At 64.5% G+C, this 24,881-nt stretch carries 28 protein-coding genes; 12 read left to right on the forward strand and 16 right to left on the reverse strand.

Annotated features, from left to right (window positions below; all coding sequences use genetic code 11):
* Nucleotides 1-47: 47 nt before the first annotated feature.
* Both fdxA and RM190_RS04540 read left to right on the forward strand, forming a co-directional pair.
* Entirely contained in the window at nucleotides 48-386 is a 339-nt protein-coding gene (gene fdxA / locus RM190_RS04535; RefSeq protein WP_311758217.1) for a ferredoxin FdxA, read from the forward strand.
* 340 nt (nucleotides 387-726) lie between these two features.
* Nucleotides 727-1,236 carry a CarD family transcriptional regulator gene (locus RM190_RS04540; protein ID WP_311758218.1) on the forward strand — a complete coding sequence of 170 codons (510 nt, stop codon included), beginning with the start codon at nucleotides 727-729 and terminating at the stop codon, nucleotides 1,234-1,236.
* 124 nt (nucleotides 1,237-1,360) lie between these two features.
* Here the strand turns inward: RM190_RS04540 and RM190_RS04545 are convergent, their stop codons facing one another.
* Entirely contained in the window at nucleotides 1,361-1,684 is a 324-nt protein-coding gene (locus RM190_RS04545; RefSeq protein ID WP_311758219.1) for an FYDLN acid domain-containing protein, read from the reverse strand.
* A gap of 140 nt (nucleotides 1,685-1,824) precedes the next feature.
* Between RM190_RS04545 and RM190_RS04550 the strand changes: the two genes are divergently transcribed.
* Nucleotides 1,825-2,529 (forward strand): M48 family metallopeptidase, encoded by a 705-nt coding sequence (locus tag RM190_RS04550; protein WP_311758220.1) that lies wholly within the window; start codon nucleotides 1,825-1,827, stop codon nucleotides 2,527-2,529.
* A 31-nt stretch (nucleotides 2,530-2,560) separates the two neighbouring features.
* Nucleotides 2,561-3,211 carry a GntR family transcriptional regulator gene (locus RM190_RS04555; protein WP_311758221.1) on the forward strand — a complete coding sequence of 217 codons (651 nt, stop codon included), beginning with the start codon at nucleotides 2,561-2,563 and terminating at the stop codon, nucleotides 3,209-3,211.
* Nucleotides 3,212-3,242: 31 nt separating this feature from the next.
* Here the strand turns inward: RM190_RS04555 and RM190_RS04560 are convergent, their stop codons facing one another.
* From RM190_RS04560 to scpA, 5 genes are all read right to left on the reverse strand, one after another.
* Nucleotides 3,243-4,559: a homoserine dehydrogenase gene (locus RM190_RS04560; RefSeq protein ID WP_311758222.1), complete on the reverse strand. Its 1,317-nt coding sequence runs from the start codon at nucleotides 4,557-4,559 to the stop codon at nucleotides 3,243-3,245.
* 64 nt (nucleotides 4,560-4,623) lie between these two features.
* Nucleotides 4,624-5,157: a hypothetical protein gene (locus tag RM190_RS04565; protein ID WP_311758223.1), complete on the reverse strand. Its 534-nt coding sequence runs from the start codon at nucleotides 5,155-5,157 to the stop codon at nucleotides 4,624-4,626.
* Nucleotides 5,145-5,969: a glycosyl transferase gene (locus RM190_RS04570; RefSeq protein WP_311758224.1), complete on the reverse strand. Its 825-nt coding sequence runs from the start codon at nucleotides 5,967-5,969 to the stop codon at nucleotides 5,145-5,147. The genes RM190_RS04565 and RM190_RS04570 overlap by 13 nt, the downstream gene beginning before the upstream one ends.
* A gap of 58 nt (nucleotides 5,970-6,027) precedes the next feature.
* Complete coding sequence (locus tag RM190_RS04575; protein WP_311758225.1) at nucleotides 6,028-6,516, reverse strand: GNAT family N-acetyltransferase; 489 nt, start codon at nucleotides 6,514-6,516, stop codon at nucleotides 6,028-6,030.
* A gap of 102 nt (nucleotides 6,517-6,618) precedes the next feature.
* The gene (gene scpA, locus RM190_RS04580) at nucleotides 6,619-8,763 is read right to left on the reverse strand and encodes a methylmalonyl-CoA mutase (protein ID WP_311758226.1); all 2,145 of its coding nucleotides are present in this window, start codon (nucleotides 8,761-8,763) and stop codon (nucleotides 6,619-6,621) included.
* Nucleotides 8,764-8,820: 57 nt separating this feature from the next.
* Here scpA and RM190_RS04585 point away from each other — a divergent pair, with 57 nt between their 5' ends.
* Together RM190_RS04585 and RM190_RS04590 are read left to right on the forward strand one after the other, a co-directional pair.
* Complete coding sequence (locus RM190_RS04585) at nucleotides 8,821-9,345, forward strand: DUF4174 domain-containing protein (RefSeq protein WP_311758227.1); 525 nt, start codon at nucleotides 8,821-8,823, stop codon at nucleotides 9,343-9,345.
* A gap of 99 nt (nucleotides 9,346-9,444) precedes the next feature.
* Nucleotides 9,445-9,633 (forward strand): hypothetical protein, encoded by a 189-nt coding sequence (locus RM190_RS04590; RefSeq protein WP_311758228.1) that lies wholly within the window; start codon nucleotides 9,445-9,447, stop codon nucleotides 9,631-9,633.
* Here RM190_RS04590 and RM190_RS04595 read toward each other — a convergent pair.
* From RM190_RS04595 to RM190_RS04630, 8 genes are all read right to left on the reverse strand, one after another.
* A complete protein-coding gene (locus tag RM190_RS04595; protein ID WP_311758229.1) occupies nucleotides 9,599-10,258 on the reverse strand; it encodes a hypothetical protein in 660 nt (219 codons plus the stop codon). The two genes, RM190_RS04590 and RM190_RS04595, sit on opposite strands and share 35 nt — an antisense overlap.
* An 80-nt stretch (nucleotides 10,259-10,338) precedes the next feature.
* Nucleotides 10,339-12,336, reverse strand: a complete 1,998-nt coding sequence (locus RM190_RS04600; RefSeq protein ID WP_311758230.1) for an acetyl/propionyl/methylcrotonyl-CoA carboxylase subunit alpha — start codon at nucleotides 12,334-12,336, stop codon at nucleotides 10,339-10,341.
* A gap of 115 nt (nucleotides 12,337-12,451) precedes the next feature.
* Nucleotides 12,452-12,664 (reverse strand): hypothetical protein, encoded by a 213-nt coding sequence (locus RM190_RS04605; RefSeq protein ID WP_311758231.1) that lies wholly within the window; start codon nucleotides 12,662-12,664, stop codon nucleotides 12,452-12,454.
* A 66-nt stretch (nucleotides 12,665-12,730) separates the two neighbouring features.
* A complete protein-coding gene (locus RM190_RS04610) occupies nucleotides 12,731-12,976 on the reverse strand; it encodes a hypothetical protein (RefSeq protein ID WP_311758232.1) in 246 nt (81 codons plus the stop codon).
* 127 nt (nucleotides 12,977-13,103) lie between these two features.
* Nucleotides 13,104-13,514, reverse strand: coding sequence for a hypothetical protein (locus RM190_RS04615; RefSeq protein WP_311758233.1), 411 nt, complete (start codon nucleotides 13,512-13,514; stop codon nucleotides 13,104-13,106).
* 93 nt (nucleotides 13,515-13,607) lie between these two features.
* Nucleotides 13,608-13,742 carry a hypothetical protein gene (locus RM190_RS04620; protein ID WP_311758234.1) on the reverse strand — a complete coding sequence of 45 codons (135 nt, stop codon included), beginning with the start codon at nucleotides 13,740-13,742 and terminating at the stop codon, nucleotides 13,608-13,610.
* A 181-nt stretch (nucleotides 13,743-13,923) separates the two neighbouring features.
* On the reverse strand, nucleotides 13,924-14,601 hold the full coding sequence (locus tag RM190_RS04625) for a DUF6497 family protein (RefSeq protein WP_311758235.1): 678 nt from the start codon (nucleotides 14,599-14,601) through the stop codon (nucleotides 13,924-13,926).
* A 23-nt stretch (nucleotides 14,602-14,624) separates the two neighbouring features.
* Nucleotides 14,625-16,157, reverse strand: coding sequence for an acyl-CoA carboxylase subunit beta (locus RM190_RS04630; RefSeq protein WP_311758236.1), 1,533 nt, complete (start codon nucleotides 16,155-16,157; stop codon nucleotides 14,625-14,627).
* A 153-nt stretch (nucleotides 16,158-16,310) separates the two neighbouring features.
* On the opposite strand from RM190_RS04630, the gene alr reads away from it, so the two are divergent.
* From alr to RM190_RS04660, 6 genes are all read left to right on the forward strand, one after another.
* The gene (gene alr / locus RM190_RS04635; protein WP_311758237.1) at nucleotides 16,311-17,330 is read left to right on the forward strand and encodes an alanine racemase; all 1,020 of its coding nucleotides are present in this window, start codon (nucleotides 16,311-16,313) and stop codon (nucleotides 17,328-17,330) included.
* Complete coding sequence (locus tag RM190_RS04640; protein ID WP_311758238.1) at nucleotides 17,327-18,085, forward strand: MlaE family ABC transporter permease; 759 nt, start codon at nucleotides 17,327-17,329, stop codon at nucleotides 18,083-18,085. The genes alr and RM190_RS04640 overlap by 4 nt, the downstream gene beginning before the upstream one ends.
* On the forward strand, nucleotides 18,085-18,822 hold the full coding sequence (locus RM190_RS04645; RefSeq protein WP_311758239.1) for an ABC transporter ATP-binding protein: 738 nt from the start codon (nucleotides 18,085-18,087) through the stop codon (nucleotides 18,820-18,822). Before RM190_RS04640 ends, RM190_RS04645 begins: the two co-directional genes overlap by 1 nt.
* A gap of 118 nt (nucleotides 18,823-18,940) precedes the next feature.
* Entirely contained in the window at nucleotides 18,941-20,044 is a 1,104-nt protein-coding gene (locus tag RM190_RS04650; protein WP_311758240.1) for a PhoH family protein, read from the forward strand.
* Entirely contained in the window at nucleotides 20,037-20,561 is a 525-nt protein-coding gene (ybeY, locus tag RM190_RS04655; RefSeq protein WP_311758241.1) for an rRNA maturation RNase YbeY, read from the forward strand. Before RM190_RS04650 ends, ybeY begins: the two co-directional genes overlap by 8 nt.
* Complete coding sequence (locus RM190_RS04660) at nucleotides 20,558-21,496, forward strand: hemolysin family protein (protein ID WP_311758242.1); 939 nt, start codon at nucleotides 20,558-20,560, stop codon at nucleotides 21,494-21,496. The genes ybeY and RM190_RS04660 overlap by 4 nt, the downstream gene beginning before the upstream one ends.
* Here RM190_RS04660 and RM190_RS04665 read toward each other — a convergent pair.
* A complete protein-coding gene (locus RM190_RS04665; RefSeq protein ID WP_311758243.1) occupies nucleotides 21,493-22,308 on the reverse strand; it encodes a GNAT family N-acetyltransferase in 816 nt (271 codons plus the stop codon). The two genes, RM190_RS04660 and RM190_RS04665, sit on opposite strands and share 4 nt — an antisense overlap.
* Before the next feature lie 100 nt (nucleotides 22,309-22,408).
* Complete coding sequence (gene purL, locus RM190_RS04670) at nucleotides 22,409-24,580, reverse strand: phosphoribosylformylglycinamidine synthase subunit PurL (protein WP_311758244.1); 2,172 nt, start codon at nucleotides 24,578-24,580, stop codon at nucleotides 22,409-22,411.
* Nucleotides 24,581-24,881: the final 301 nt, after the last annotated feature.

Raw genomic sequence — 24,881 nt, forward strand, 5'->3', positions numbered from 1 at the left:
ACCGCCGAAGCGTAACTAGCCGGCAAGATACAGGATAGCTTGCCGCCATGACCTACGTCGTCACCGATAACTGCATCATGTGCAAATACACCGACTGCGTGGAGGTGTGCCCCGTGGACTGCTTCTACGAGGGTGAGAACACGCTTGTCATTCACCCGGACGAATGCATCGACTGCGGTGTCTGCGAACCTGAATGCCCCGCGGACGCCATCCGCCCGGACACCGAGCCGGACATGGAGCAGTGGGTGGAATTCAACCGGAAATACTCGGAACTCTGGCCGGTCATCACCCGCAAGAAAGAGCCGATGCCTGGTTACGAGGAAATGGACGGCCAGTCCGGAAAACTTGCGAAGTACTTCTCGGAAGCGCCGGGCGAAGGCGATTGAACCTTTCGTGACCTTGCGTCCTTTCGCCGCGATTCGTGCGGCGGGAATGCGAAGCATTGGCGCGATTCCGCTGGCTTTTCGCTGAAATATCGGCGCAAATCGCTGCGCGGCAAGGCGGGATGCTGTCCATTCCGCTACCTTTGATTTCGGCCTGATTTTGTGATATCTATATGACATAAGTCGCCGAACCGGTCGCGAGAGTGGCCTGTCCGGCGATGCTGCCTGCCCTGCCGACTGCCCGGTTAAGGGAAAAATCATCTATGCTGGCCCAGAAGGTTGGGGCGAACCCGCCTTTGGGGTTTTTTGCGCCGTGGACGGGCGCCGCTGTGAAGGAAGCTCAATGTCGAAATCCAAGAAGACTGAATTCCGCCCCGATGATTTCGTGGTGTATCCGACCCATGGCGTGGGCCGTATCGTTTCCATTGAAGAGCAGGAAGTCGCCGGCCTGCGCCTTGAGATGTTCGTCATCTCGTTCGAAAAAGACAAGATGACCCTGCGTGTCCCCACTGCGCGCGCCAGTGAGATTGGGATGCGTGGTCTGTCGACCCCTGATCTGGTTGAACAGGCGCTTGCCACGCTGAAAGGCAAGGCTCGCGTGAAACGGGCCATGTGGTCGCGCCGCGCCCAGGAATATGAACAGAAGATCAACTCGGGTGACCTGATGTCGATCGCCGAGGTCGTGCGCGACCTGCATCGCAGCGACGACCAGCGCGAGCAATCCTATTCCGAGCGTCAGCTGTACGAAGCCGCGCTGGACCGCCTGACCCGCGAGGTCGCCGCCGTCAGCGGCATCGACGAGGCCGGTGCCCAGAAGAAAGTCGGTGCCGTGCTGGTTTCGCGCGCGGCCTGATCCGACCGGCATTTGTATTCGGGGCGTCCATCGGGGCGCCCCTTTTTCATGTCCGCATGGTCGGAATGAAAAACCCCCGGTCAGACTTGCTGCCGGGGGCTTTCGATTTCATGCGGCGACGGGATCACTCCTCGTCGGAATCCGGCACATCGGCAATATCGTCCAGCGACACGTCGCCGTCGTCATCGTCGTCGTCAAGCAGATCGTCGTCGAGATCGCCGGTGTCGGCATCATCGTCCAGATCCTCGTCATCCACCAGGTCGGTGCGGTCTTCGCCGCGCGCCGCAGTCTTCTCGGCAATCAGCGAGCGCGAGCGGCCGCTCGTCAGGCTTTCCAGCGAGAAGACGTTGCCGCAGGCCGGGCACGTCATCGGGTCGTTCGTCAGATCGTAAAAGCGGGTCGCACAGTGGGGGCACAGACGCTTCGTGCCCCATTCCTCTTTGGGCATGGTAATCTCTTTCCGCCGCAGTTAGGTAAATCCGCTGTCCCCTGCCACAGGTGGTGCAGGCTGTCAAAGCCTTTTCCCCTTGCGTGCGGGCACCGGTCAAGGCGCTATAGGTAACCAAGCAGGGGGACAGGTTCAAGAGCATGACCGGACAGGATGACGGGTTCCTTGTGGGCGGCGATATTCCGGTGCTTCTGCGCCGGTCGTCGCGCGCGCGGCGCATGACCTTGCGGGTCACGCGTGCCGAGGGGCAGGTGGTCCTGACATTGCCCACGAAAGCCAGCCTGACCGAGGGGCGTGCCTTCGTCGAATCCCGTGTCGATTGGCTTCGACGGATAAGAGCGACCATGCCGGTTCCCAGCGTCATCCGCCACGGCGCCGTCCTGCCGGTCGAGGGGTTCGACGTGACCGTTACCCCCGCCGCAGTGCGGTCCGCGCGAATCGAGGGGGATCGGCTTCTGGTGCCCAGCGGTCGCCCGGTTGGCGTGGTCGTGGCCGCCTATCTCAAGCATCTGGCCCACGCGCGGCTGGTCCCGGCCTGTGACCACCACGCCGCTCGGTTGGGGCAAAGCTTCCGCGCCATCTCGCTGCGGGACACGCGGTCCCGCTGGGGCAGCTGCACCCATGATGGTCGCCTGATGTTTTCATGGCGGTTGGCCATGGCTCCGCGCGCTGTGCTGGATTACGTCGCCGCGCACGAGGTCGCGCATCTGGCGCATATGGATCATTCCGCGGCCTTCTGGGCGACCACCGCGCATCTTGTACCCGATTACCAGCGCCATCGCGGCTGGTTGCGGCAGAACGGGCATGACTTGCTGGCCTGGCGTTTTCAGGGACAGGACGGTTGACCTTGACCGCATTTGTGATCACACGTGCGGGATGAACAAGCTTCCCATCCGTCCCGCAGAAATTTCTGCCCATGAACGCGTCTATCGCAGCCTGCGCGGCCGCATCATGCTGGGCGAGTTGCCGCCCGGCCTGCCGCTGACCTTGCGGGGACTGGCGGCCGAGCACCGCGTCTCGATGACCCCCGCGCGCGAGGCCGTGCGCCGATTGGTGGCCGAAGGCGCGTTGACGCTGTCCTCTTCCGGACGGATCTCGACCCCCGAGCTTTCCGTCGAGCGGATCGAGGAACTGGCCGCGCTGCGGGCCCTGATCGAGCCAGAGCTTGCCACGCGCGCCCTGCCCAGGGCCCACCAGGCGCTGATCGACCGGCTGGCCCTTATCAATGCCGCCATCGGCGAGGCGGCCGAGGGGCATGATGCCGTGGGCTATATCCGCACCAATCTGGAGTTTCACCGCACGCTTTACCTGCGCGCGCAGGCCCCGGCCATGCTCGCGATCCTGGAGACGGTGTGGTTGCAACTGGGGCCGACCATGCGGGCACTTTACGGCCGGGTGAAGCGGCAAGAGCCGCCGCGTCATCACCGCCTGATCCTGGCCTCGCTGCGGGCCGGGGACGAACCCGGCCTGCGGCTGGCGGTCCGGGCCGACGTGACCCACGGGCTGCGGCACCTGTCGCAGACCTAGATGCCCGCCCACGGGAGCGGGCGAGGGCTGTTCAGACTTCCTCGATCCTCAGCTCGACCGGCTCGCCATGGATGACGCCGGTGCGCGGCAGCGCCTCGATGGCCAGGTCGATGGCTTCGGGCGTGGTCTTGTGGGTGACGATCAGGACCGGTGCGACGCCCTCGGTGTCGTGCTTGCCATATTGGCGCATCCGGTCGATCGAGACCCCGGCATCGCCCAGCACCGTCGCGACCTTCGCCAATGCGCCCGGCTTGTCGGCCAGTTGCAGTCGCAGGTAATAGGCGGCGGGAACGGCGGTGCGGGCGCTGACGGGGGTGGAAAGCTGACTGGCGGGCTGGGCAAAGGCCGGCATGCGCACGCCACGCGCAATCTCGACGATGTCGGACAGGACGGCGCTGGCGGTCGGACCCTCGCCCGCGCCCGCGCCGCGCAGGACGATCTGGCCGACCGAATCGCCTTCGATCACCACCATGTTGGTGCCGCCCTGAAGTTGTCCGAGCGGGCTGTCGGCGGGCACGAGACAGGGGGACATGCGCTGTTCCAGCCCTCGTCCGGTCATCTGGGCGACGCCCAGCAGCTTGATGCGATAGCCCATGTCGGCGGCGCGGCGGATGTCGTCGATGCTGACCCGCTCGATCCCCTCGATTTCGACCGCGCCAAAGGTCGGGCGCGTGCCAAAGGCGATCGAGGCCAGGATCGCCAACTTGTGGCTGGCGTCGATGCCGCCCACGTCCAGCGTCGGATCGGCCTCAAGATAGCCAAGCTGCCGGGCTTCTTCGAACACGGTGTCATAGGGCAGGCCCGCATTCTCCATCCGCGTCAGGATATAGTTGCAGGTGCCGTTCATCACGCCCATGACGCGTCGGATGTCGTTGCCGGCCAGCGACTCGGTCATGGTCTTGATGACCGGGATCCCGCCCGCGACTGCAGCTTCGAAGCGCAGGACGCAGCCGTTCGCCTCGGCCAGTTCGGCCAGCTCCTGTCCGTGGATCGCCAGCAGCGCCTTGTTCGCGGTCACGACATCCTTGCCGGCCTTCAGCGCGGCGGTGACGGCCTCGCGCGCCACGCCCTCATCCCCGCCGACCAGTTCGACGAAGACATCGACGTCGTCGCGCACGGCAAGGCTGCGCGGGTCGTCTTCCCAGGCATAGCCGGACAGGTCGATGTCGCGGTTCTTGGCGCGGCTGCGCGCGCTGACGGCGGTGACAGAGATGGGGCGACCCGCACGCGTCGCCAGCAGCGCGGCATGTCTCTGCAGGATCTTGACGGTGCCGGTGCCGACCGTCCCGAGGCCAGCGATGCCGAGACGAAGCGGAGAGGCGTCTTGCCCCGAGTTCTGGGCGGTCATGTGAAGCTCTTTTCTACAGGTGAGGCGGTGTTAGCGGATGGCGGATCGCGTTGCAACGCGTGGCTTAGCCGTCATCATCCCCGGACCAATGGCCCTGGATCCCGGTCGCCCGCATGACGCCCAGGACGCGGTTGCCGATCTCGACCGTGGTGCGGCCGATTGCCTCAAGCTCGGCCACGGTCAGCGCGTGGTCGAAGATCTCGCCCTTCATGTTGACGAAGGCGGGATGCCAGCGCGCGGGATCGTCGGTCGGACGCCACGAGGCGTGGCAAAGCAGGTTCCGCTGCCGCTTGATTTCGTTCAGGTGCTGGGTCAGGCGATCGCGATCCGGCAATCCGGGATGGCGGCGCATGGCGGCGTCCAGCTGTTCGATCAGCGTACCCATCGAATCGTCGGCCAGGCTGGACATGCGGGAAAGCCAGGCGTGCAATTCTCGTTCGGTCAGGTCGTCAGCCAGCCGGGCCTTGTCCAGCGCATAGATGGTGCGCTTGATGATCTCTTCCAGCCAGCCGAAGGTGGCCACGCAATGCCCAAGCGTCGCCGCGAAATCGGCGGGCAGGGTATAATGCGTCTCGGGCGGGGCGCCTATTCGCGCCACAGCTCTTTCACCCAGCTGACCGGCCGCAGATAGTGGCGCAGGTGCTTCGACAGGCTTTCGCGCCGACGCCCGTCAAAGGTCGCGCGCAGATGGTCCATCGCGGCCAGAGGCGGGGTCTTGTGGTCCCAGCGCCCCTCGATCGCGTCGGGCGGGTTCAGGTTGCCCGGAAAGATGACGATCCGCGTTCCCTTCGGGATATGCGCCTCGCGGATGTAGTTCAGCGGAAAGATCGGCACGCATTGCATGCGGAAATGCGCCAGCCAGCGCCGCGGCCAGAACTTGACGCCGCCCGGCGCGTTGCGGGTGACGAAGCGCTGTTCATAGCGGTACTTGTCCGCAGCCCCCTGCGGATCGGCGCGGAACAGATCCTGCAGCGGTTTCAGCTTGCCCACCCGCATCCGATAGACCGAGGTCTGGCCCAGCTTTTCCAGCGGTGTGTTCGGGTTCAGACCCAGGACGGTATCGTCGGGATCACCGAAGCTGAAGAATTCATCAAGGCTGCCGGTCACGATCACGTCGAGGTCAAGGAACAGGACCACGCCCGTCACGTCGCCCAGATCGCCCCAAAGCCGCGATTTCGGCCATTTTCCACGGGTATTCACCGGGGCCTGATATTCGAACTCGGGCAGGGGGCGGACGGCGATGTCGGGATGCAGCCCGGTCCCGTCATCGGTAAAGCAGAACAACCGGAACGGGGGCGTGATGTTGCGCGCAATCATCCCGTGCAGGCGGTTGACATATTCCGGCCCGAATTTCGTGCCCCACTTGATGCAGATGATCTGCTTGACCGTGCCGTTGCGACCGTCGTTCATGCCGTCCTCGTCGTTTCACGGGACTCTTTCACAGGCCCCGCGGGCTGGCAAGGCGCGGTCACAGGATCTTCTGCAGCAACACCAGATCCAGCCAGCGCCCGAACTTGCGCCCCGACTGCGGCAGGCGACCGACCGGTTCATAGCCAAGCGCCAGGTGGAAGGCGACGCCGCCCTCGTTCTCGGCCGAGACGGCGGCGACCATGGTATGGGCGCCCCCGCCACGGGCATGATCCTCGACCGCGCGCATCAGGTGGCGGCCAAGCCCACGGCCGCGTGCCTGACCGGAAAGGATGATCGTGTGCTCCATCGCGTGGAGATAGCCATTGCCGCCCCGGAACTGGTCATAGGTCGCAAAGCCCATGATCTGGTCGTCTTCCTCGGCGATCAGGAATTCGCGCCCCTTGCCACGGCGTGTAGCGATCATCTGGCCCAGGCTTTCCAGCGTTCTTTCCTCGGACGAGAAGGTGACCGTGGTTTCGCGGATCATCGGGTTCCAGAAGGCGAGGATCTCGGGCAGATCCTCGGGCGTGGCGGGGCGGATGGGCATGGTATCCTCGCATTGATGGCGCGCCGCCGATGCAGCGGCGGCGCGCCCTTCTTGTTCCACAGATATCGCCGCGACGCCAAGCGGAACCGGCAAGGCCCCGTGTCAGGCCGGTCGTGCTGCCCGGATCAGCGACAGGATGTCGCGCGCCGCCGTGGGGATGTTGGTCCCCGGACCGAAGATCGCCTTCACGCCCGCCTTCTTCAGGAAGTCGTAATCCTGCTGCGGGATGACGCCGCCACAGATCACGATGATCTCTTCGGCGCCCTGGTCGCGCAGCGCCGCGATCAGTTTCGGGGCAAGGGTCTTGTGGCCCGCCGCCTGGGACGAGATGCCGACGACATGGACGTCGTTGTCGATGGCGTCCTGTGCCGCTTCCTCGGGCGTCTGGAACAGGGGGCCGACATCGACGTCGAAGCCGATATCGGCAAAGGCGGTCGCGATGACCTTGGCGCCGCGGTCATGGCCGTCCTGGCCCATCTTCACGACCAGCATCCGGGGGCGGCGGCCCTCATCCTCGGCGAATTTCTCGACGTCGCGCTGGATCTGCGCGAAATCGTCGTCACCCTCATAGGCGGCGCCATAGACCCCGGCCAGGGTCTTCACCTCGGCCCGGTGGCGGCCGAATTCCTTTTCCATCGCCATGCTGATCTCTCCCACGCTGGCCCGGGCGCGGGCGGCCTCGACCGCCGCTTCGAGCAGGTTGCCGCCTTCCTTCGCGCGCCGCGCCAGTTCCTCAAGCGCGGTTTGGCATTTCACCTCGTCCCGGCTGGCGCGAATGCTGTTCAGCCGTGCGATCTGGGCCTCGCGCACCTTGTGATTGTCGATGTCGAGGATGTCGATCGGATCTTCCTTGGTCAGGCGATACTTGTTCACGCCGACGATGACCTCGTCCCCGCGATCGATCTGGGCCTGACGACGGGCCGCCGTCTCCTCGATCCGAAGCTTCGGCATCCCCGAGGCCACGGCCTTGGTCATCCCGCCCATCGCCTCGACCTCTTCGATCAGCGCCCAGGCCTTGTCAGCCAGCTCTGCCGTCAGGCTTTCGACGTAATAGCTGCCGGCAAGCGGATCGATGACATTGGTGATGCCCGTCTCCTCCTGCAGGATCAACTGGGTGTTCCGGGCGATGCGGGCGCTGAATTCAGTCGGCAGCGCGATCGCCTCGTCCAGCGCATTGGTGTGCAGCGACTGGGTGCCGCCAAGCGCCGCGGCCATCGCCTCATAGGCGGTGCGGACGACGTTGTTATAGGGATCCTGCTCCTGCAGGCTGACTCCCGAGGTCTGGCAATGCGTGCGCAGCATCAGGCTGCCGGTCTTTTTGGGATCGAATTCCTTCATGATCCGCGTCCACAGCAGACGGGCCGCGCGCAGCTTGGCGACTTCCATGAAAAAGTTCATGCCGATGGCGAAGAAGAAGGACAGACGCCCCGCGAACTGGTCGACATCCATGCCGGTTTTCAGCGCCGCGCGGACATATTCGCGCCCGTCCGCCAGCGTATAGGCAAGCTCCTGCACCAGGTTCGCGCCCGCTTCCTGCATGTGATAGCCGGAAATCGAGATCGAGTTGAACTTCGGCATCTCGTTCGAGGTGTATTCGATGATGTCGGCGATGATCCGCATCGAGGGTTCGGGCGGATAGACATAGGTGTTCCGCACCATGAACTCTTTGAGGATGTCGTTCTGGATCGTGCCGGACAGGACCGAACGCGGATGCCCCTGTTCTTCTCCCGTGACGATGAAGCTGGCGAGGATCGGGATGACGGCCCCGTTCATCGTCATCGAGACCGAAACCCGGTCCAGAGGGATGCCGTCGAACAGGATCTTCATGTCCTCGACGCTGTCGATGGCAACGCCTGCCTTGCCGACATCGCCTTCGACGCGGGGATGGTCGCTGTCATAGCCGCGATGGGTCGCAAGGTCGAAGGCGACCGAGACGCCCTGCTGTCCCGCCGCCAGCGCCTTGCGATAGAAGGCGTTCGATTCCTCGGCGGTCGAGAAGCCCGCATATTGACGGATGGTCCAGGGCCGCCCCGCATACATCGTCGCGCGGGGGCCGCGGGTAAATGGCTCGATTCCCGGCAGGCTGCCAAGGTGGGGCAGGCCGGTGGTATCGGCCTCGGTGTAAAGCGGTTTGACCTCGATCCCTTCCAGCGTGTGCCAGGTCAGGCTGGCGGGATCGGCCCCCTTCAGCTCCTTCGAAGCAAGTTTTTTCCAATCATCAAGGCGGGCTTCGGGGCTTTTGCTCATCTGACATCCTTTCGCGGCGCCCGGCGGCTCTTATATGATGCAAGAGGCAAGAGGGCGATGAAACTGAAACGGCTGATCTTTCTGATTGCGGTGCCGCTGCTGGCGGCGATGGGGCCAAGGCCCCAGGGGGCCGACGATGGCCATAGCCCCTTTGTGCGCGGCGAGGTGCCTGCTGCGACCAGCGAGGCCAAGCCCATGTCGCGCAAGCTGCCCGAGGGCGAGTTGCAGATCCTGTCGGGGTCCGAGGTCGAGCCCGCGGAATTCACCTGGCAGGCCCGGCCGCTGGTCATCTTTGCCGACACGGCGGCGGACCCCGATTTCACCGCCCAGTTGGCACAGTTGCGACGCGATCCGGCCGCGTTGTTGATCCGCGACGTGGTGGTGATCACGGATACCGATCCCGCGGCAGCCAGCGCCTGGCGCAAGCAGTTGCGCCCCGAGGGGTTTTCGGTCGTGCTGATGGACAAGGACGGCCAGGTCAAGCAGCGCATGCCCGCGCCGCGTTCGGTGCGCGAAATCACCCGCGCGATTGACAAGTTCCCCCTGCGCCGGCGCGAGATCGGTCGTGCCGCGCTGCCATAGGTCGTTGCGAAACTCGCAACAAGTTCATTGCGGCAGGGGCCCGGGCACACTATCTTGAAGGCAGGGCGCAGGCTGCGCCCGAATGAAAGGGGTTCCGACATGGCCAAATCGACCTCGCCGCGCAAAGCCGACGATACCGCGTCGGCCATGGCCCCGCGCGGCAAACCCGATCCGCGTCTTGAATCGCTGATCGAGCGGCTGGCGCGCGCGCGCAGCGCCAACGAAATTACCAGCGTGATCGGCCTGAAACCCATCAAAGGCCGCTCCGGTCCGAAAATCGCGTATTGAGGCGCTCGCGCATCTGCGCCAGCTCCTGCGGCAGGGTGGTTCGTAGCCTGCTGCCCGCATCCTCGCGCTGCTGACGCAGCATCGCCTGGATCTCGGCCTCTCCGCCACGCAGGCTGGCCGTCAGGATCTCCAGAACATCAAGCCCGGCTTCGCGGGTTTCCTGAGTCAACAGGAAGTAATCCACCATCATCTCACTTGCGCGGTCGGGATGATTGCGCGCCAGGCGCCGGATGGAATCGGCCATTGCGTCCATGACTGCGACCAGGCGGTAATAGATCACCACCGGATCGATCACGGCGCCGGGCAGGACGTGGATCTCGGCCAGAACCGCGCGAAAGATCCGGTCATTGCCGCCATGTGCGATGACCAGCCGGGCATCCCCGTCCTGGATCTGCGCAAGGATACCGTCCAGGCTGTCGTCCTGGACCTGACGCTCCAGCGCGACGACATGGGCACGCACCTCGGCCACCAGGGCGCGTTGCATATCGTCCACGCGCTCGGCCCGCAGCTTGGCGTCCCGTCTGCGGTTCTGAAGGGCAACCACCCACCAGCCTGCCGACAGGAACAGTCCGGCAATCAGCGCCTGCTGCGCGGGTGGGCTGAGATAACCGTCCAGAAGCGGCATGATTCCCTAATCGCGCTGTTGAAGGTTGCGGCCCGTGGCGGGCCGCAACGTGGGCAGGTCAGGACCGCCGGGGCGGGCCATCATTCGAATTCCATGATGATGTCGTCGACCTTCAGGCTTTCGCCTGCGGCTGCGTTCACGGATTTGACGACGCCCTTGCGCTCTGCACGCAGGATGTTCTCCATCTTCATCGCCTCGACCGTGGCCAGCGCCTGGCCTTCCTGCACCTCGTCACCGGCGGCGACGTTCACGCGCACGACCAGCCCCGGCATCGGGCAGAGCAGGAATTTCGAGGTGTCGGGCGGCAGCTTCTCGGGCATCAGGCGCGCAAGCTCGGCCGCGCGCGGGCGGCGGACATAGGTTTTCAGCTCGGCCCCCCGCACACGCAGCCTGAAGCCCGAGGGCAGCCGGTCCACCTTCATCACCAAGGGCGCACCATCCACCGCGATGCGGGCCAGGGATTGTCCCGGCAGCCAGTCGCTTTCGACGCGCAGCTTACGGCCCTCGATCTCGACGGTCGAACCCTGCTTGTCGGCGGTGATGCGAACCGGGAACTCGCGCCCGGAAACCGTCACCACCCAATGCTCCCCGACATGGCGTTCATGGTTGTCCAGCCGTCCGGAAATGCGGGTGCGCCGGATTTCCGCCACGCGATGCATGGCGGCGGCCGAGGCGGCTACCCGGATGATCTCGGCCTCGGGCAGGGCCGCGCCCAGGAACCCCTCGGGGTATTCCTCGGCGATGAAGGCGGTCGAGATGTCGCCGGAAACGAATTTCGGGTGGTCCATAACCGCCGACAGGAAGGGCAGGTTGTGGCCGATGCCCTCGACCTCGAACTCATCCAGCGCAAGGCGCATCTGCTCGATCGCCTCATGGCGGGTCGGGGACCAGGTGCACAGCTTGGCGATCATCGGATCGTAATACATGCTGATCTCGCCGCCCTCGAACACGCCGGTATCGTTCCTGACGACATGCGCGCTGTCAGCGACCTCCGCCGGGGGGCGATAACGCGTCAAACGCCCGATCGACGGCAGGAAATTGCGATAGGGATCCTCGGCGTAAAGGCGGCTTTCGATCGCCCAGCCGTTGATCTTCAGATCTTCCTGGGCAAAGGGCAGCGGCTCGCCATTGGCGACGCGGATCATCTGCTCGACCAGGTCGATGCCGGTGATCAGCTCAGTCACGGGATGTTCGACCTGAAGGCGGGTGTTCATTTCCAAGAAGTAGAAATTCTTCTGCGCATCGACGATGAATTCCACCGTCCCCGCGCTGGTATACCCCACGGCGCGCGCCAAAGCGCAGGCCTGTTCCCCCATCGCGCGCCGGGTCGCTTCGTCCAGGAAGGGCGAAGGCGCCTCCTCGATCACCTTTTGGTTGCGGCGCTGGATCGAGCATTCGCGTTCGTGCAGATAGACGCAATTCCCGTGCTGGTCGGCCAGAACCTGAATTTCGATATGGCGCGGCTGGGTGACGAATTTCTCGATGAAGATGCGATCGTCGCCAAAGCTGGCTGCGGCCTCGTTCTTCGAGCTTTCGAACCCTTCGCGCGCCTCCTGATCGGTCCAGGCGATGCGCATCCCCTTGCCGCCGCCGCCGGCGCTGGCCTTGATCATCACCGGATATCCGATCTCTTTCGAGATCTTCACCGCCTCTTCGGCATCCGCGATCAATCCCATATAGCCCGGAACGGTCGAGACGCCCGCCTCCTGCGCGATCTTCTTCGAGGTGATCTTGTCGCCCATCGACTGGATCGCGCCCGAGGGCGGACCGATGAACGCCACGCCCTCGGCCTCAAGCGCCTGGGCGAATTTCATGTTCTCGGACAGGAAGCCGTAACCCGGATGGACAGCTTCGGCACTGGTTTGCCTGATCGCCTGCATGATCTTGTCGATCACGATATAGGACTGGTTCGCGGGCGGGGGACCGATATGGACCGCCTCGTCCGCCATCTTGACGTGAAGCGCGTTGCGATCCGCATCGGAATAGACCGCCACGGTCGAAATGCCCATCTTCCTTGCGGTCTTGATGACCCGGCAGGCGATTTCGCCACGGTTGGCGATCAGGATCTTCTTGAACATGCGTTCCCCCTATGCCCGCAGGCGGAAATGAAAAAGCCGCCCCGGTACTGGACCGGGACGGCTAAATCCGATGGGCGCCGGACCGAAGCCGGGCGCGACGCTCAGATGACCAGCGTTACTGGCAGAGGCGGACGTCGTCGCAAAGCGCGCCGGCGGCAGCGCCAGCGGCAGCACCGCCAAGGACGCTATGGCCCGAGAGGTCAGCGATGACCGCGCCGGTGCCGGCACCGATAAGCGCGCGGTCGGTATCGGTCGGGTTGATGCCCTGGGTGCAGCCGGCAAGTGCCAGAAGGCCGAAAGCCAGGACGGCGGCGATTTTCTTCGACATGGTCTATACTCCGTAAAAGGGGCCGCGAGCTGACATTGCGTGCCGCGGCCAACCCGGTATTCGGGATCAGTAGCGGCGCTGGCAGACGCCGGCGTCGTCACAAAGTGCGCCCGCGCCAGCACCGATAAGTGCGCCCGTGGCGACATTCTCGTCAAGGATCTTGGCGACGGCTGCACCCGCCAGGGCGCCGCCTGCCGCACGCTGCGCGTCGGGCGAAAGGGTCGAACCGCCATACGGGCTGGGTTCGCAGGCCGCGAGACCCGCAACCAGAAGCACGGCGCCCGAAAGGCGGAGGATGACGGAATTTTGCATAGCTCTTTGCCTGTATTATTGGCCCGTTTGCGGGCCATTCGTGAATGAGGTAGTTGCAATATTGCATGGGGGTGTGTCAGCCGGAACTGACTTCCATGTGAAATGTCACAGCTACGCGGCATTCCGCTCATTCCTCGTCGTCCCAATCCTCGTCGTCGCCCCAGTCGATATCGTCCCAATCGAAGGTGGGGGCGTCCGCCGCGAAAAGGGCCGGGAAACTGGCTTGGGCGCGCTTCATGTCGATGCGCAATTCCTGCTCGTAATCGACCGGATCAAGCTTTCCGATGGGCACCACCTCGCGTCCGATCAGCCAGGACAGGCGACCGGCATCAAGGTTGCCGCGCACAAAGGCTTCTTCGCCGAAACACTGGATCAGTGCGGCCATGAAGCCTTCGTCCGCCTTGCGGTCGGGCGCCCTGCGGTCGCGAAACCGCTCGCGCCGGACAAGCGGCGTTGCGCCCTTCTTGTTGGCGCGGCGAATGGTGAACTGGAAATCCGTTCCCGGAAGGCGGCCGGGAAAACCGCGATGCTTCAGCATGATCTGCCCCGTTCTTGAATAAGGTGTTCAAGCGGGCAACGGGCCGAGCGTGCGAGACGCGGGCCGCCATGCAGCCCGCGCTTGGCAAAAGGCTTAGTTGGCGCCGTATTTGCCTTGGAAGACCGGCTCGGTCGTGACCGGCGCGGGGGTGATGACTTCAGGCTCTTTCTTGGCGCAGGCTGCGGCCAGGCCGACAAGGACCAGGGCCAGGGCAAGTTTCTTCGACATGCTGTCGTGCTCCTGTTGAGCGGGACCGCAAGATCCCGACTGCTCGGTTGAGATTCGGCCACTCTGGGCGACCACTGACCGACCATATAGACCGGGTCCGGGATGGCACAGGCAGGGCCCGGACGAATGGCGCCGGGGTTGCAGGGCTGTGGCAGGGCTGCATCAGCAGGGCAAGGGCACATCACCAGGGTTCCCATTCGCAGGCATTGCGATCCGCGGGCAGGCGGAACGCCTCGAAAAGCTGAAGGACATCAGGATCATAGGTTCCGAACGAGATCTTCTTGTCGGCCAGGCTGACGATGATCTGCGTCGGCCGAGGGCCGGGGCTGGCGATCCGTGGCAGTACCCAGTTTTCACAAAGCCACACGACATCGTCATGAACCGGATCCTGCGCCAGCGCGTCCGGAGCCGCCGGAAGCGCGGGTTCGTCAACCATCGCGTCGGCGTCCTCCTCGGCCTGGACATCGGCGGCAGCGGGGTCGGTGTCGGGAGTCGCGGCGCCGATCTCCACCGACCTGTCGTCCAGGTATTCGCCCGCGCCATTGGCATCGGCGTCGCTGCCATCCCCGCCCTGAACCTCGGCGGTTTCGGTGTCGATCTCGATCGGGGCGCGGTCCGCGTCATCGGGTTCCGTCGCCGATCCCTCGGTCGAGGGGACGCGCGCGGCAAGGTCGGGCATTACGAAACGGAAGCGATAGGTCAGGCCTGTCCCCCCCGCGCTGTCGTGCAGCGTTTCCTGCCAATAGGCGACGGCGCCCGAAGGCAGCCTGATCGCCTCGTTCGCGTCGCCCTTGATCTCTGCCGCTGCGGGCAGGGCCAACAGGGCAAGGCTTGCGCATACCGCTGCGGGACGTGTCATCAAATCTTCTCCGGGCTGTCCAATCACAGCGGGATATTATCGTGCTTTTTCCAAGGATTGGTCAGCTTTTTTCCGCGCAGGCTGGCAAATGCCCTTGCGACGCGGCGTCTGGTCGAGCGGGGCTGGATGACTTCGTCCACGAAACCCTTTTCGGCGGCCACGAAGGGATTGGCGAAGCGGTCCTCGTAATCCTTGGTCCGGGCGGCGATCTTTTCGGGATCTCCCAATTCGCTGCGATACAGGATCTCGACCGCGCCCTTTGCCCCCATCACGGCGATTTCGGCGGTCGGCCAGGCATAGTTGAAGTCGCCGCGCAGGTGCTTTGACGCCATGACGTCATAGGCCCCGCCATAAGCCTTGCGGGTGATCACAGTGACCTTGGGCACCGTCGCCTCGCCATAGGCGAACAGAAGCTTGGCCCCGTGCTTGATGACCCCGCCATATTCCTGCCCGGTTCCCGGCAGAAAACCCGGCACGTCCACGAAGGTCAGGATCGGGATCTCGAACGCGTCGCAAAAGCGCACAAAGCGCGCGGCCTTGCGCGAACTGTCGATGTCAAGGCAACCCGCCAGCACCATCGGCTGGTTCGCGACCACGCCGACGGTCTGGCCCTCGATGCGGATGAAGCCGGTGATGATGTTGCCCGCGTAATCCTTTTGGATTTCGTAGAAGTCGCCTTCGTCCGCGACCTTCAGGATCAGCTCCTTCATGTCATAGGGCTGGTTCGGGTTGTCGGGGATCAGGGTATCAAGGCTGGTCTCGATCCGGTGGGGATCGTCGAAGAAGGGCCGGGTCGGGGCCTTTTCGCGGTTGTTCAGCGGCAGGAAATCGACCAGGCGCCGAATTTCCGTCATTGCCTCGACGTCGTTTTCGAAGGCGCCATCGGCGACCGAGGATTTCTTGGTGTGGGTCGATGCGCCACCAAGCTGCTCGGCGGTCACGACCTCATTCGTTACCGTCTTCACGACATCGGGACCGGTCACGAACATATAGGACGTGTCCTTCACCATGAAGATGAAGTCGGTCATCGCCGGTGAATAGACCGCGCCGCCTGCGCATGGACCCATGATGACCGAGATCTGCGGCACCACGCCCGAGGCCAGCACGTTGCGCTGGAACACGTCGGCATAGCCGGCAAGCGAGGCGACGCCTTCCTGAATGCGGGCGCCGCCCGAATCGTTCAACCCGATCACCGGTGCGCCATTCTGCATGGCCATGTCCATGATCTTGCAGATCTTCTGGGCGTGGGTTTCGGACAGCGAGCCGCCGAAGACGGTGAAATCCTGCGAGAAGACATAGACCATGCGGCCGTTGATCGTGCCCCAGCCCGTCACGACTCCGTCACCATACGGGCGGTCCGCGTCGATCCCGAAATCGACCGAACGGTGACGGACGAACATGTCGAATTCCTCGAAGGAGCCCTCGTCCAGCAGCAGCTCCAGCCGTTCGCGTGCGGTCAGCTTGCCGCGGGCGTGCTGGGCGTCGATGCGCCTTTGGCCGCCGCCAAGCCTTGCATCGCGGCGTCTGGCTTCCAGTTGGCCAAGGATGTCCTTCATCTGCGGTCCCCCATTTTTCGGCAAGGTAGAACCTGTGCCGCATTGCGGAAAGTAGAATTGCGAATATTTGCAAAGTCGTTTGCAAGCTCGACGTGCAAACAGCAAAATGTAAAGCCCTTGACGAAAGCCGGGCCACGGGCCATGCCGCTGCACATGGGAATGAGCATCGATCTTTCGGCCATTCAGGCCAACTGGAAATCGCTGGCCGAGCGGGCGCCCGGTGCGCGCGCGGCGGCGGTGGTCAAGGCGGACGCCTATGGGCTTGGCGCGGCGCGGGTCGCGCCGGCGCTTTACGAGGCCGGAGTGCGCGAGTTCTTCGTCGCCCTGGCGGCCGAGGGGCGCGCCCTGCGTCCCCTGCTGGGCGATGACGCCCGCATCTTCGTCCTGTCCGGGCACATGGAAGGCCAGGATCTGACGGGCCTGATCCCGCTTCTGAACAGCCCCGAGCAGTTTTTCCGCGACCGTGCACTGCGGCCGCGCGGCGCGTTTGGCCTGCAGCTTGATACCGGCATGAACCGGCTGGGGCTGGAGCCGGGCGAATGGGCCGCGATCCGGTCCGAAGCGCTGGCGGCTGGCCCCAGCCTTCTGATGTCGCACCTGGCCTGCGCCGACGAACCCGAACATCCTGCCAATGCCGAACAGCTGGCCGCGTTCCGCGCGATGACCGACGGAACCGGCGTTCCGCGTTCGCTTTCGGCGACTGGTGGAATCCTTCTGGGTGCGGATTACCATTTTGACATCGTGCGGCCAGGCGTCGGCATGTACGGCGGTCTGCCCTTTGCCGAGGCGCGCCCGGTCCTGAGCCTTGATCTGCCGGTGATCCAGACACGCGACGTCAAGGCCGGGGAATCCGTAGGCTATGGTTATAGCTGGACCGCGAAGCGGCCCTCGCGCGTCGCGACCGTCGCAGCGGGTTATGCCGACGGGCTGGCGCGGGCACTCGCGCGTCAAGGCGAGTTGCGGCTTTGGGCGGGTGAGCGCGCCTGCCCGGTTGTGGGCCGCATCTCGATGGATCTGATCACCGTTGACGTCACCGACCTGCCGGACATTCCGAAAAAGCTTGCCATCCTGAACGCGGCGCAGGGGATCGATGCCTTGGCCGACCTGTCGGGAACCATCGGATACGAGATCCTGACCTCGCTGGGGCAACGCTACGCACGGACTTATTCGTGACGCCAGTCCGGCTGATCGGAAGGGCTGCGATGACGCTGACCCGGACCACGGGCCGGGTTTCCATCTTTGCAGCGCAGGGCCTGACGCGCGTCGGCGCGCATCCGGCCGAGCTTTTGCGCCAGATCCTGCATATCGGCTGGCTGTCACTTCCCGTCGTCGGGCTGACCGCGCTGTTCACCGGCGCGGCATTGGCGCTTCAGATCCATTCGGGGGGCGAGCGGTTCCAGGCTTCGGACGTGGTGCCTGCGATCGTCGCCATCGGCATGGCGCGTGAACTTGGCCCGGTCCTGGGCGGGCTGATGGTTGCGGCGCGCGTTGCAAGCTCGATCGCGGCAGAGCTTGGAACGATGCGCGTCACCGAACAGGTCGATGCGCTGGTGACGCTGTCGACGGATCCGGTCGGCTGGCTGGTCTCGCCCCGGCTTTGGGCGGCGATCCTGTCCCTGCCGGTGCTGGTCGGGGTCGGTGACGTGATCGGGATCATGGGCGGCTGGCTGATCGGGGTCAACGCGCTTGGCTTCAACTCGGTCACGTATCTGTCGAACAGCTGGGCTTATCTTGAAGGCTGGGATGTGGTCTCTGGACTGATCAAGGGCGGTTTCTTCGGTTTCGTCGTCGCACTGTCAGGTTGCTGGTTCGGCATGAATGCCGGGAATGGGGCAGCCGGGGTGGGGCGCGCCACCACGAACGCGGTTGTCGCGGCCTCGGTCGGTATCCTGGCTGCGAATTTCGTTCTGACGGGGCTGTTCTTCTGATGATCGAGGTGCAGGGCCTGACCAAAAGCTTCGGGCCAAAGCGGGTTCTGGACGGCATCGACCTGACTTTGGCGAGGGGCGAAAGCCTTGTCGTCATCGGCGGCTCGGGGACCGGGAAATCGGTGCTGCTGCGGTCGATTCTTGGCCTTGAACGGCCGGATGCAGGCCGGATCCTGTGGAACGGCAGGCCGCTTGCCGATCAGCGCGCCACCTTCATGCAGGGCTTCGGGATGCTGTTCCAGAACGCCGCGCTGTTTGACAGCCTGCCGGTCTGGCGCAACGTCGCCTTTCGCCTGCTGCGCGAGATGCCGAAGGCAAGGGCGCGGGCGGTTGCCCTGGACAAGCTGGCCCGGGTGGGCCTTGGCGCCGAGGTCGCCGATCTTTACCCGGCCGAGTTGTCGGGCGGGATGCGAAAGCGCGCCGGGCTGGCCCGTGCCATCGCCGCGGATCCGGACGTGATCTTTTTTGACGAGCCGACAACCGGGCTGGACCCGATCCGCGCCGCTGCCATCAATACCCTGATCCGCGGCATCGTGGATGAGACCGGCGCCAGCGCGATCACCATTACCCATGACATGAGTTCGGTGCGCAGCATCGGCGACCGCGTGGCGTTGCTGGATCGCGGGCGCATCCGCTGGCAGGGGCCGGTTTCGGACATGGATGCGGCCGAGGATGAATACCTGCGGGATTTCATCGCCGGTCGGGCCCTTGTGCCGGGGTCGCAAGCCGGCGCATGAATGCTTATATATGCACCAGCGCCTGCGCAGATCCGCGTCATCTCGGAACGGGGTCTTGTGCGAATCCCGCGCAGTTGCAACCATGAAGATTGTGTTCCTGACCTGACCGGAGACGAATTTGGGTCTTTCCCCGACTGCCCCCGCGACCACCACTGCCGGCGAAACCCTGCTGGAATTCCACGACAACAGGTTGCTGATCGATCTGTGCGGCCCTCATGACCGTCACCTGGCGCGGATCGAGGAGGCACTGAAGGTTCATGTCCTCCGCCGCGGCAACCTGCTTTCCGTTGTCGGCCCCGCCGATGCGCAGGCCGAGGCTGCGCAGGTGCTGCGGGCACTTTATGCCCGCCTTGAACAGGGTCGCCATGTCGAGTTGCCCGAGATCGAGGCCGCGCTGCGCATGGGCGTTGAACAGCCGCAGGAGCCGATGACGCCGGCCGAGCAGCTTGAGATGTTCCAGACCGGCCATATCGAGCTGCGCACCCGCAAGAAGACCGTCGAGCCCCGGACCGAAGCGCAAAAGGACTATGTCCGCAACCTGTTCGCGAACGAATTGGCCTTCGGCATCGGTCCGGCCGGGACGGGCAAGACCTATCTCGCGGTCGCGGTCGGGGTCACCATGCTGATCGGCGGCCATGTCGACAAGATCATCCTGTCCCGCCCCGCCGTCGAAGCGGGCGAGCGTCTTGGCTTTTTGCCGGGCGACATGAAGGAAAAGGTCGATCCCTACATGCAGCCGCTTTACGACGCGCTGAACGACTTTCTGCCCTCGAAGCAGATGCAGAAGCTGATGGAAGAAAAGCGGATCGAGATCGCACCGCTGGCCTTTATGCGTGGGCGGACGCTGTCCAACGCCTTCGTCGTGCTGGACGAGGCGCAGAACGCCACCACCATGCAGATGAAGATGTTCCTGACCCGTCTTGGCGAAGGTTCTCGCATGGTCATCACGGGCGACCGCACGCAGATCGACCTGCCGCGCGGCATCCATTCGGGTCTGGTCGATGCCGAGAAGATCCTGAAGGATATCAAGGGCATCAGCTTCAGCTATTTCACCGCCAAGGACGTCGTGCGCCATTCTCTGGTCGCGCGCATCATCGAGGCCTATGATGCAGAAGCCGAGGCGGCGCTGGCACGCGGCGAAGCATTCGACGAACGCGGACAGCGCATCCCGCGCCGGGAACCGCGCTTTGTCGCGACGACCGGGGGACAGGCGGATGTCTGATCACTTCGCGCATGACGAGCAAAGTCCGGGCATCGTCGATCTTGTGATCGAGGACGCCCGCTGGGACGATGCCGATCTGCTGGGCATGTCGCAGCGCGCAGCGCGCGCCGTCGGTTCCTGGCTGGGGCTGGAAAATTTCCAGATCGTGGTCATGGGCTGCGACGATGCGCGCATTGCCGGCCTCAATGCCGAGTTCCGCGACAAGCCGACCCCCACCAACGTGCTGAGCTGGCCCGCGATCGAATTCGACCTGCGTGCGCCGGGCGAGGTTCCCGAATTGCCCGAGGTCGACGAACTGGGCGATATCGCGATCTCGTTCGATACCTGCTGGCGCGAGGCCGAGGCGCAGGGCAAGCCCTTTGCCGACCATGCAACCCATCTGCTGGTCCATGCTATCCTGCATCTTGCGGGATATGATCATATCGACGATCAGGATGCAGAGACAATGGAGGATGCCGAGCGGTCGATCCTGTCCAGCCTTGGCATACCTGACCCCTATCTGGAACTGGAAACATGAGCAACGATCGAAGTCCCGACACCCCCGTTTCCGCGGACCCGGCCTCTTGGGCGGATGGCGTCGGCGGTGACGGGCGGGATCTTCCGCAATCGCGCGGCTTTCTTGGCCGTATCCTTGGTGCTTTCGGCGGAGGTGAAGCCGAAAGCGAGCCTTCGTCCCCGCAGGGTGCGGGGGCAAAGGGCCCCAGCAAGACCGCGCTTGGCATGGTCAACCTGCGGCGACTGCGCGTCGATGACGTTGCGGTGCCCAAGGCGGAAATCGTGGCTGTTCCGGTCACCTCGACGCTGCCGGAACTGGTCGAGATCTTTCGCGAGCACGGGTTCTCGCGCATCCCGGTCTTCAAGGGCACGCTGGACAGCCCGCTGGGCCTGATCCACCTGAAGGATCTGGCGCTGAAATACGGCTTCGGTGCCGCGACGCCCGCCAAATTCGCGCTGCGCCCGCTTTTGCGTCCGCTGCTTTACGTCCCGCCTTCAATGCCGATCGGCGTGCTGCTGCAGCAGATGCAGCAGAAACGCATCCACATGGCGATGGTGATCGATGAATATGGCGGGGTCGATGGCGTCGTCACCATCGAGGATCTGATCGAGCAAGTTATCGGCGAGATCGAGGACGAGCATGACGAGATCGACGGCGGCCTGCTGATGCTGGAGCAACCCGGTCAATGGCTGGTGCAAGCCCGTGCCCCGCTTGAGGAGGTCGAGGCTGAAACCGGACTGCGGCTTTCCTCGGAAGAGGAGGAGATCGACACGCTGGGCGGGCTGATCTTCATGCTGACCGGTCGCGTTCCGGTCAGGGGAGAGGTCGTCCCCCATGAAAGCGGCGTCGAGTTCGAGATCATCGATGCCGATCCCCGCCGCGTGAAACGCGTCCGCCTGCGTCTGCCAAGGGCGGCCGAACCCATGCAGGCGGATCCCGAACCGCAGGCCGGTTAAAGCGCCGAGAAGGCCCTTGCATGGGTGATGGCGCTGCCCTTGGGCAGCGCCGGGCCCAGTGCCATCAGATAGGGTCCGGCATAGGGCGAGCCCAGGTCCACCGGCTGGAAGCCGAAGCGGGCATAATAGGCCGGATCGCCCATCACCACGATCGTATGCCCCGGAACCGCGGCCAACGCCGCGCGGATCAACGCGTCCCCGATCCCGCGCCTCTGCACGGCCGGGTGGACGGCCACGGGGGCAAGGGCTAGCGCCGGTCCTTCCGCCTGCAGCGGGGACAGCGCGACATGTCCAAGGATGCAGCCCGCCGCTTCAGCGACCAGCGACAGCGTCAGATCGTCCTGATCGCGCAGCATTTCGACCAGCCGCGCCTCGTCCCCGCCACCGAAGGACTGGCGCAGCAGTTCCGAAATTGCCGCGGCCTCAAGCGGGTGTTCGGGACGAATGCGGGGCAGGGTCTCTGTCCGTTCAAAGGCGCGGGTAATATCCCGGCTGCGCTGGCCCCAGTCGCTGGCCGCGGTGCGGGACTGATGCGCGGCAAAGGCCTCGGCATCGGCGAAAAGTTCGTCCAGACGCCAGACCAGCGGATCTTCGGTCTGGGCAAGATCGAAGCGCAGGTTCCCCGGCTCGGCCCGGCTCAGCTTCACATGATCGGGCAGCAGGTCCAGCGCCAGCATCATTTGCGCCATGTCCGCGCAGGTCAGCCGTCCCGACAGCGCGACCAGCGGCCGCGACAGCGCGATCTCGGCCCCGCCAGTGGCCGGTGCATGATGGTGATGGGGGTGGTGATGTCCGCAGGCGCAGCCGCTCATGTCAGGGGGTCCTTTCAATTGCGGGCAGGCTAGCAGGGTCGCGCGCCAAGGGCCATTGCGACAAAGGAAAGGCCGGGCACCTGGCCCGGCCTTTGTACGTTCAGGCGATGGCGAGGTTCAGTTGCTCGACGAAGGCGTCGCGATAAAGTGCTGAGAGTTCGGTCAGCGGCGCGGCATCGGTCCCAAAGGTGACGGTCTCGCCCCCAAAGCGTCCCACGACGGCGACTGGCACACCCGCTGCCGTCGCGGCTTCGGCCAGCTTTCCGGCATTGGTTTCGGTCGCCGCGACCAGATAGCGGGCCTGATCCTCGCCGAAGAGCTGGGCAATATCCGACGAGTCGAGCGCAAGGCCCAGACCTGCGGCCTCGGCCATCTCGAACGCCGCCAGTGCAAGGCCGCCATCCGACAGGTCGGTCGCAGCCGAGAAAAGCTTGCCATTGGCGCGCAGGAACTCGCCATGCTTGCGCTCGGCGGTCAGATCGACATGGGGGGCATCGCCCGCCTCGATCCCGAAGGCTTCGGCCGCGAGGGCGGATTGGCCCAGATGGCCCACAGTGGTGCCGATCACGATGGCGACATCGCCCGCAGAGGGCAGGCCCGCGATCAGGTCTTCGAGATTGGCGATCAGACCGACGCCGCCGATGGTCGGGGTCGGCAGGATGCCCTTTCCATCCGTCTCGTTGTAAAGCGAGACGTTGCCCGACACGATCGGGAAGTCGAGCGCGGCGCAGGCCTCGCCGATGCCTTTGATCGCGCCGACGAGCTGACCCATGATCTCAGGCTTTTCGGGGTTGCCGAAGTTCAGGTTGTCGGTCGTCGCCAGCGGCAGCGCGCCGCAGGCGGTCAGGTTGCGGTAAGCCTCGGCCACGGCCTGCTTGCCGCCCTCGAACGGGTTTGCCTTGACATAGCGCGGCGTCACGTCGCTGGTGAAGGCCAGCGCCTTTTCGGTGCCATGGACGCGCACGACGCCGGCGCCCAGACCGGGGCGGCGCACGGTGTCGGCGCCGACCTGCGTGTCATATTGCTCCCAGACCCACGCCTTGTGGGCATAGCTGGGCGAGCCGATCAGGGCCCTCAGCGCCGAGATGGGCGTGATCGCGGGCAAGGCGGGCAGCGCCTCGGCTGTTGGGGTCTCGACCCACGGACGGTCATATTCCGGCGCGCTGGAGGACAGTTTCGACAACGGCAGGTCGGCCTTGACCTCGTTATGGTGCAGGATCAGGAAGCGGTCCTCGGCGATGGTCTCGCCAACGATGGCGAAGTCGAGGTCCCATTTCACGAAGATGGCGCGAGCCTCTGCCTCTTTCTCGGGCTTGAGCACCATGAGCATCCGCTCCTGGCTTTCGGACAGCATCATCTCATAGGCGGTCATGTTGGCTTCGCGCTGCGGCACGGCCTCGAGGTTCAGCTTGATGCCGAGGCCGCCCTTGTCGCCCATTTCCACGGCCGAGCAGGTCAGACCCGCAGCACCCATGTCCTGGATCGAGATCACGCTGTCGGTCTGCATCAGTTCGAGGCAGGCTTCGAGCAGGCATTTCTCGGTGAAGGGGTCGCCGACCTGCACGGTCGGGCGCTTTTCCTCGATCGTGTCGTCGAACTCGGCCGAGGCCATGGTCGCACCGCCGACGCCGTCGCGGCCGGTCTTGGCACCCAGATAGACGACGGGCATGCCGACGCCCGACGCCGCCGAGTAGAAAATCTTGTCGGCATCGGCCAGACCCGCCGCGAAGGCGTTCACGAGGCAGTTGCCGTCATAGGATTGGTGGAAGCGCACTTCGCCGCCCACGTTCGGCACGCCAAAGGCGTTGCCATAGGCGCCGATCCCCTCGACCACGCCCTTGACCAGATGCGAGGTCTTGGGGTGTTCGGGACAGCCAAAGGACAATGCGTCCATCGCGGCGATCGGACGCGCACCCATCGTGAACACGTCGCGCAAGATGCCGCCGACACCGGTCGCGGCACCCTGATGCGGCTCGATATAGGACGGGTGGTTGTGGCTTTCCATCTTGAAGACCACGGCCTGACCGTCGCCGATATCGACGACGCCCGCGTTCTCGCCGGGGCCGCAGATGACTTGCGGCCCGGTGGTGGGCAGAGTGCGCAGCCATTTTTTCGAGGATTTATAGGAACAATGTTCGTTCCACATGGCCGAGAAGATGCCAAGCTCGGTGAAGGTCGGCTCGCGTCCGATGATCTGAAGGATGCGCTGATACTCGTCGGGTTTCAGCCCATGCGCGGCGATGAGGTCTTCGGTGATCTGCGGTTCGTTCATTTTCGCGCCCTTTTCCCCGGATTTCGGGGCCTTTTAAGCGGCGGCGGGGCATTAGGAAAGGGGCCGCGCGCAGCATCGGTCAAGGATGATGCGGATGGCCAGCCAAAGGCTTGTTTTCCGGTCCGGGCGGTCGCTGCAGAATGGGCAAAAAAAAGCCGGGCATAAAGCCCGGCCTAAGTCCAACAGGGAGGTTGAAGGTGATGAGAGTTTCCTCAAACCATCTCCTTCGCAGCCTCAGATATGTGCAGTAAGCGAACCATTCAAGGATGAAAGGCCGCAGATATGACATGCCGGATATGCA

It is taken from the genome of Paracoccus broussonetiae (assembly GCF_031854425.1).
Taxonomy (GTDB): Bacteria; Pseudomonadota; Alphaproteobacteria; order Rhodobacterales; family Rhodobacteraceae; genus Paracoccus; species Paracoccus broussonetiae.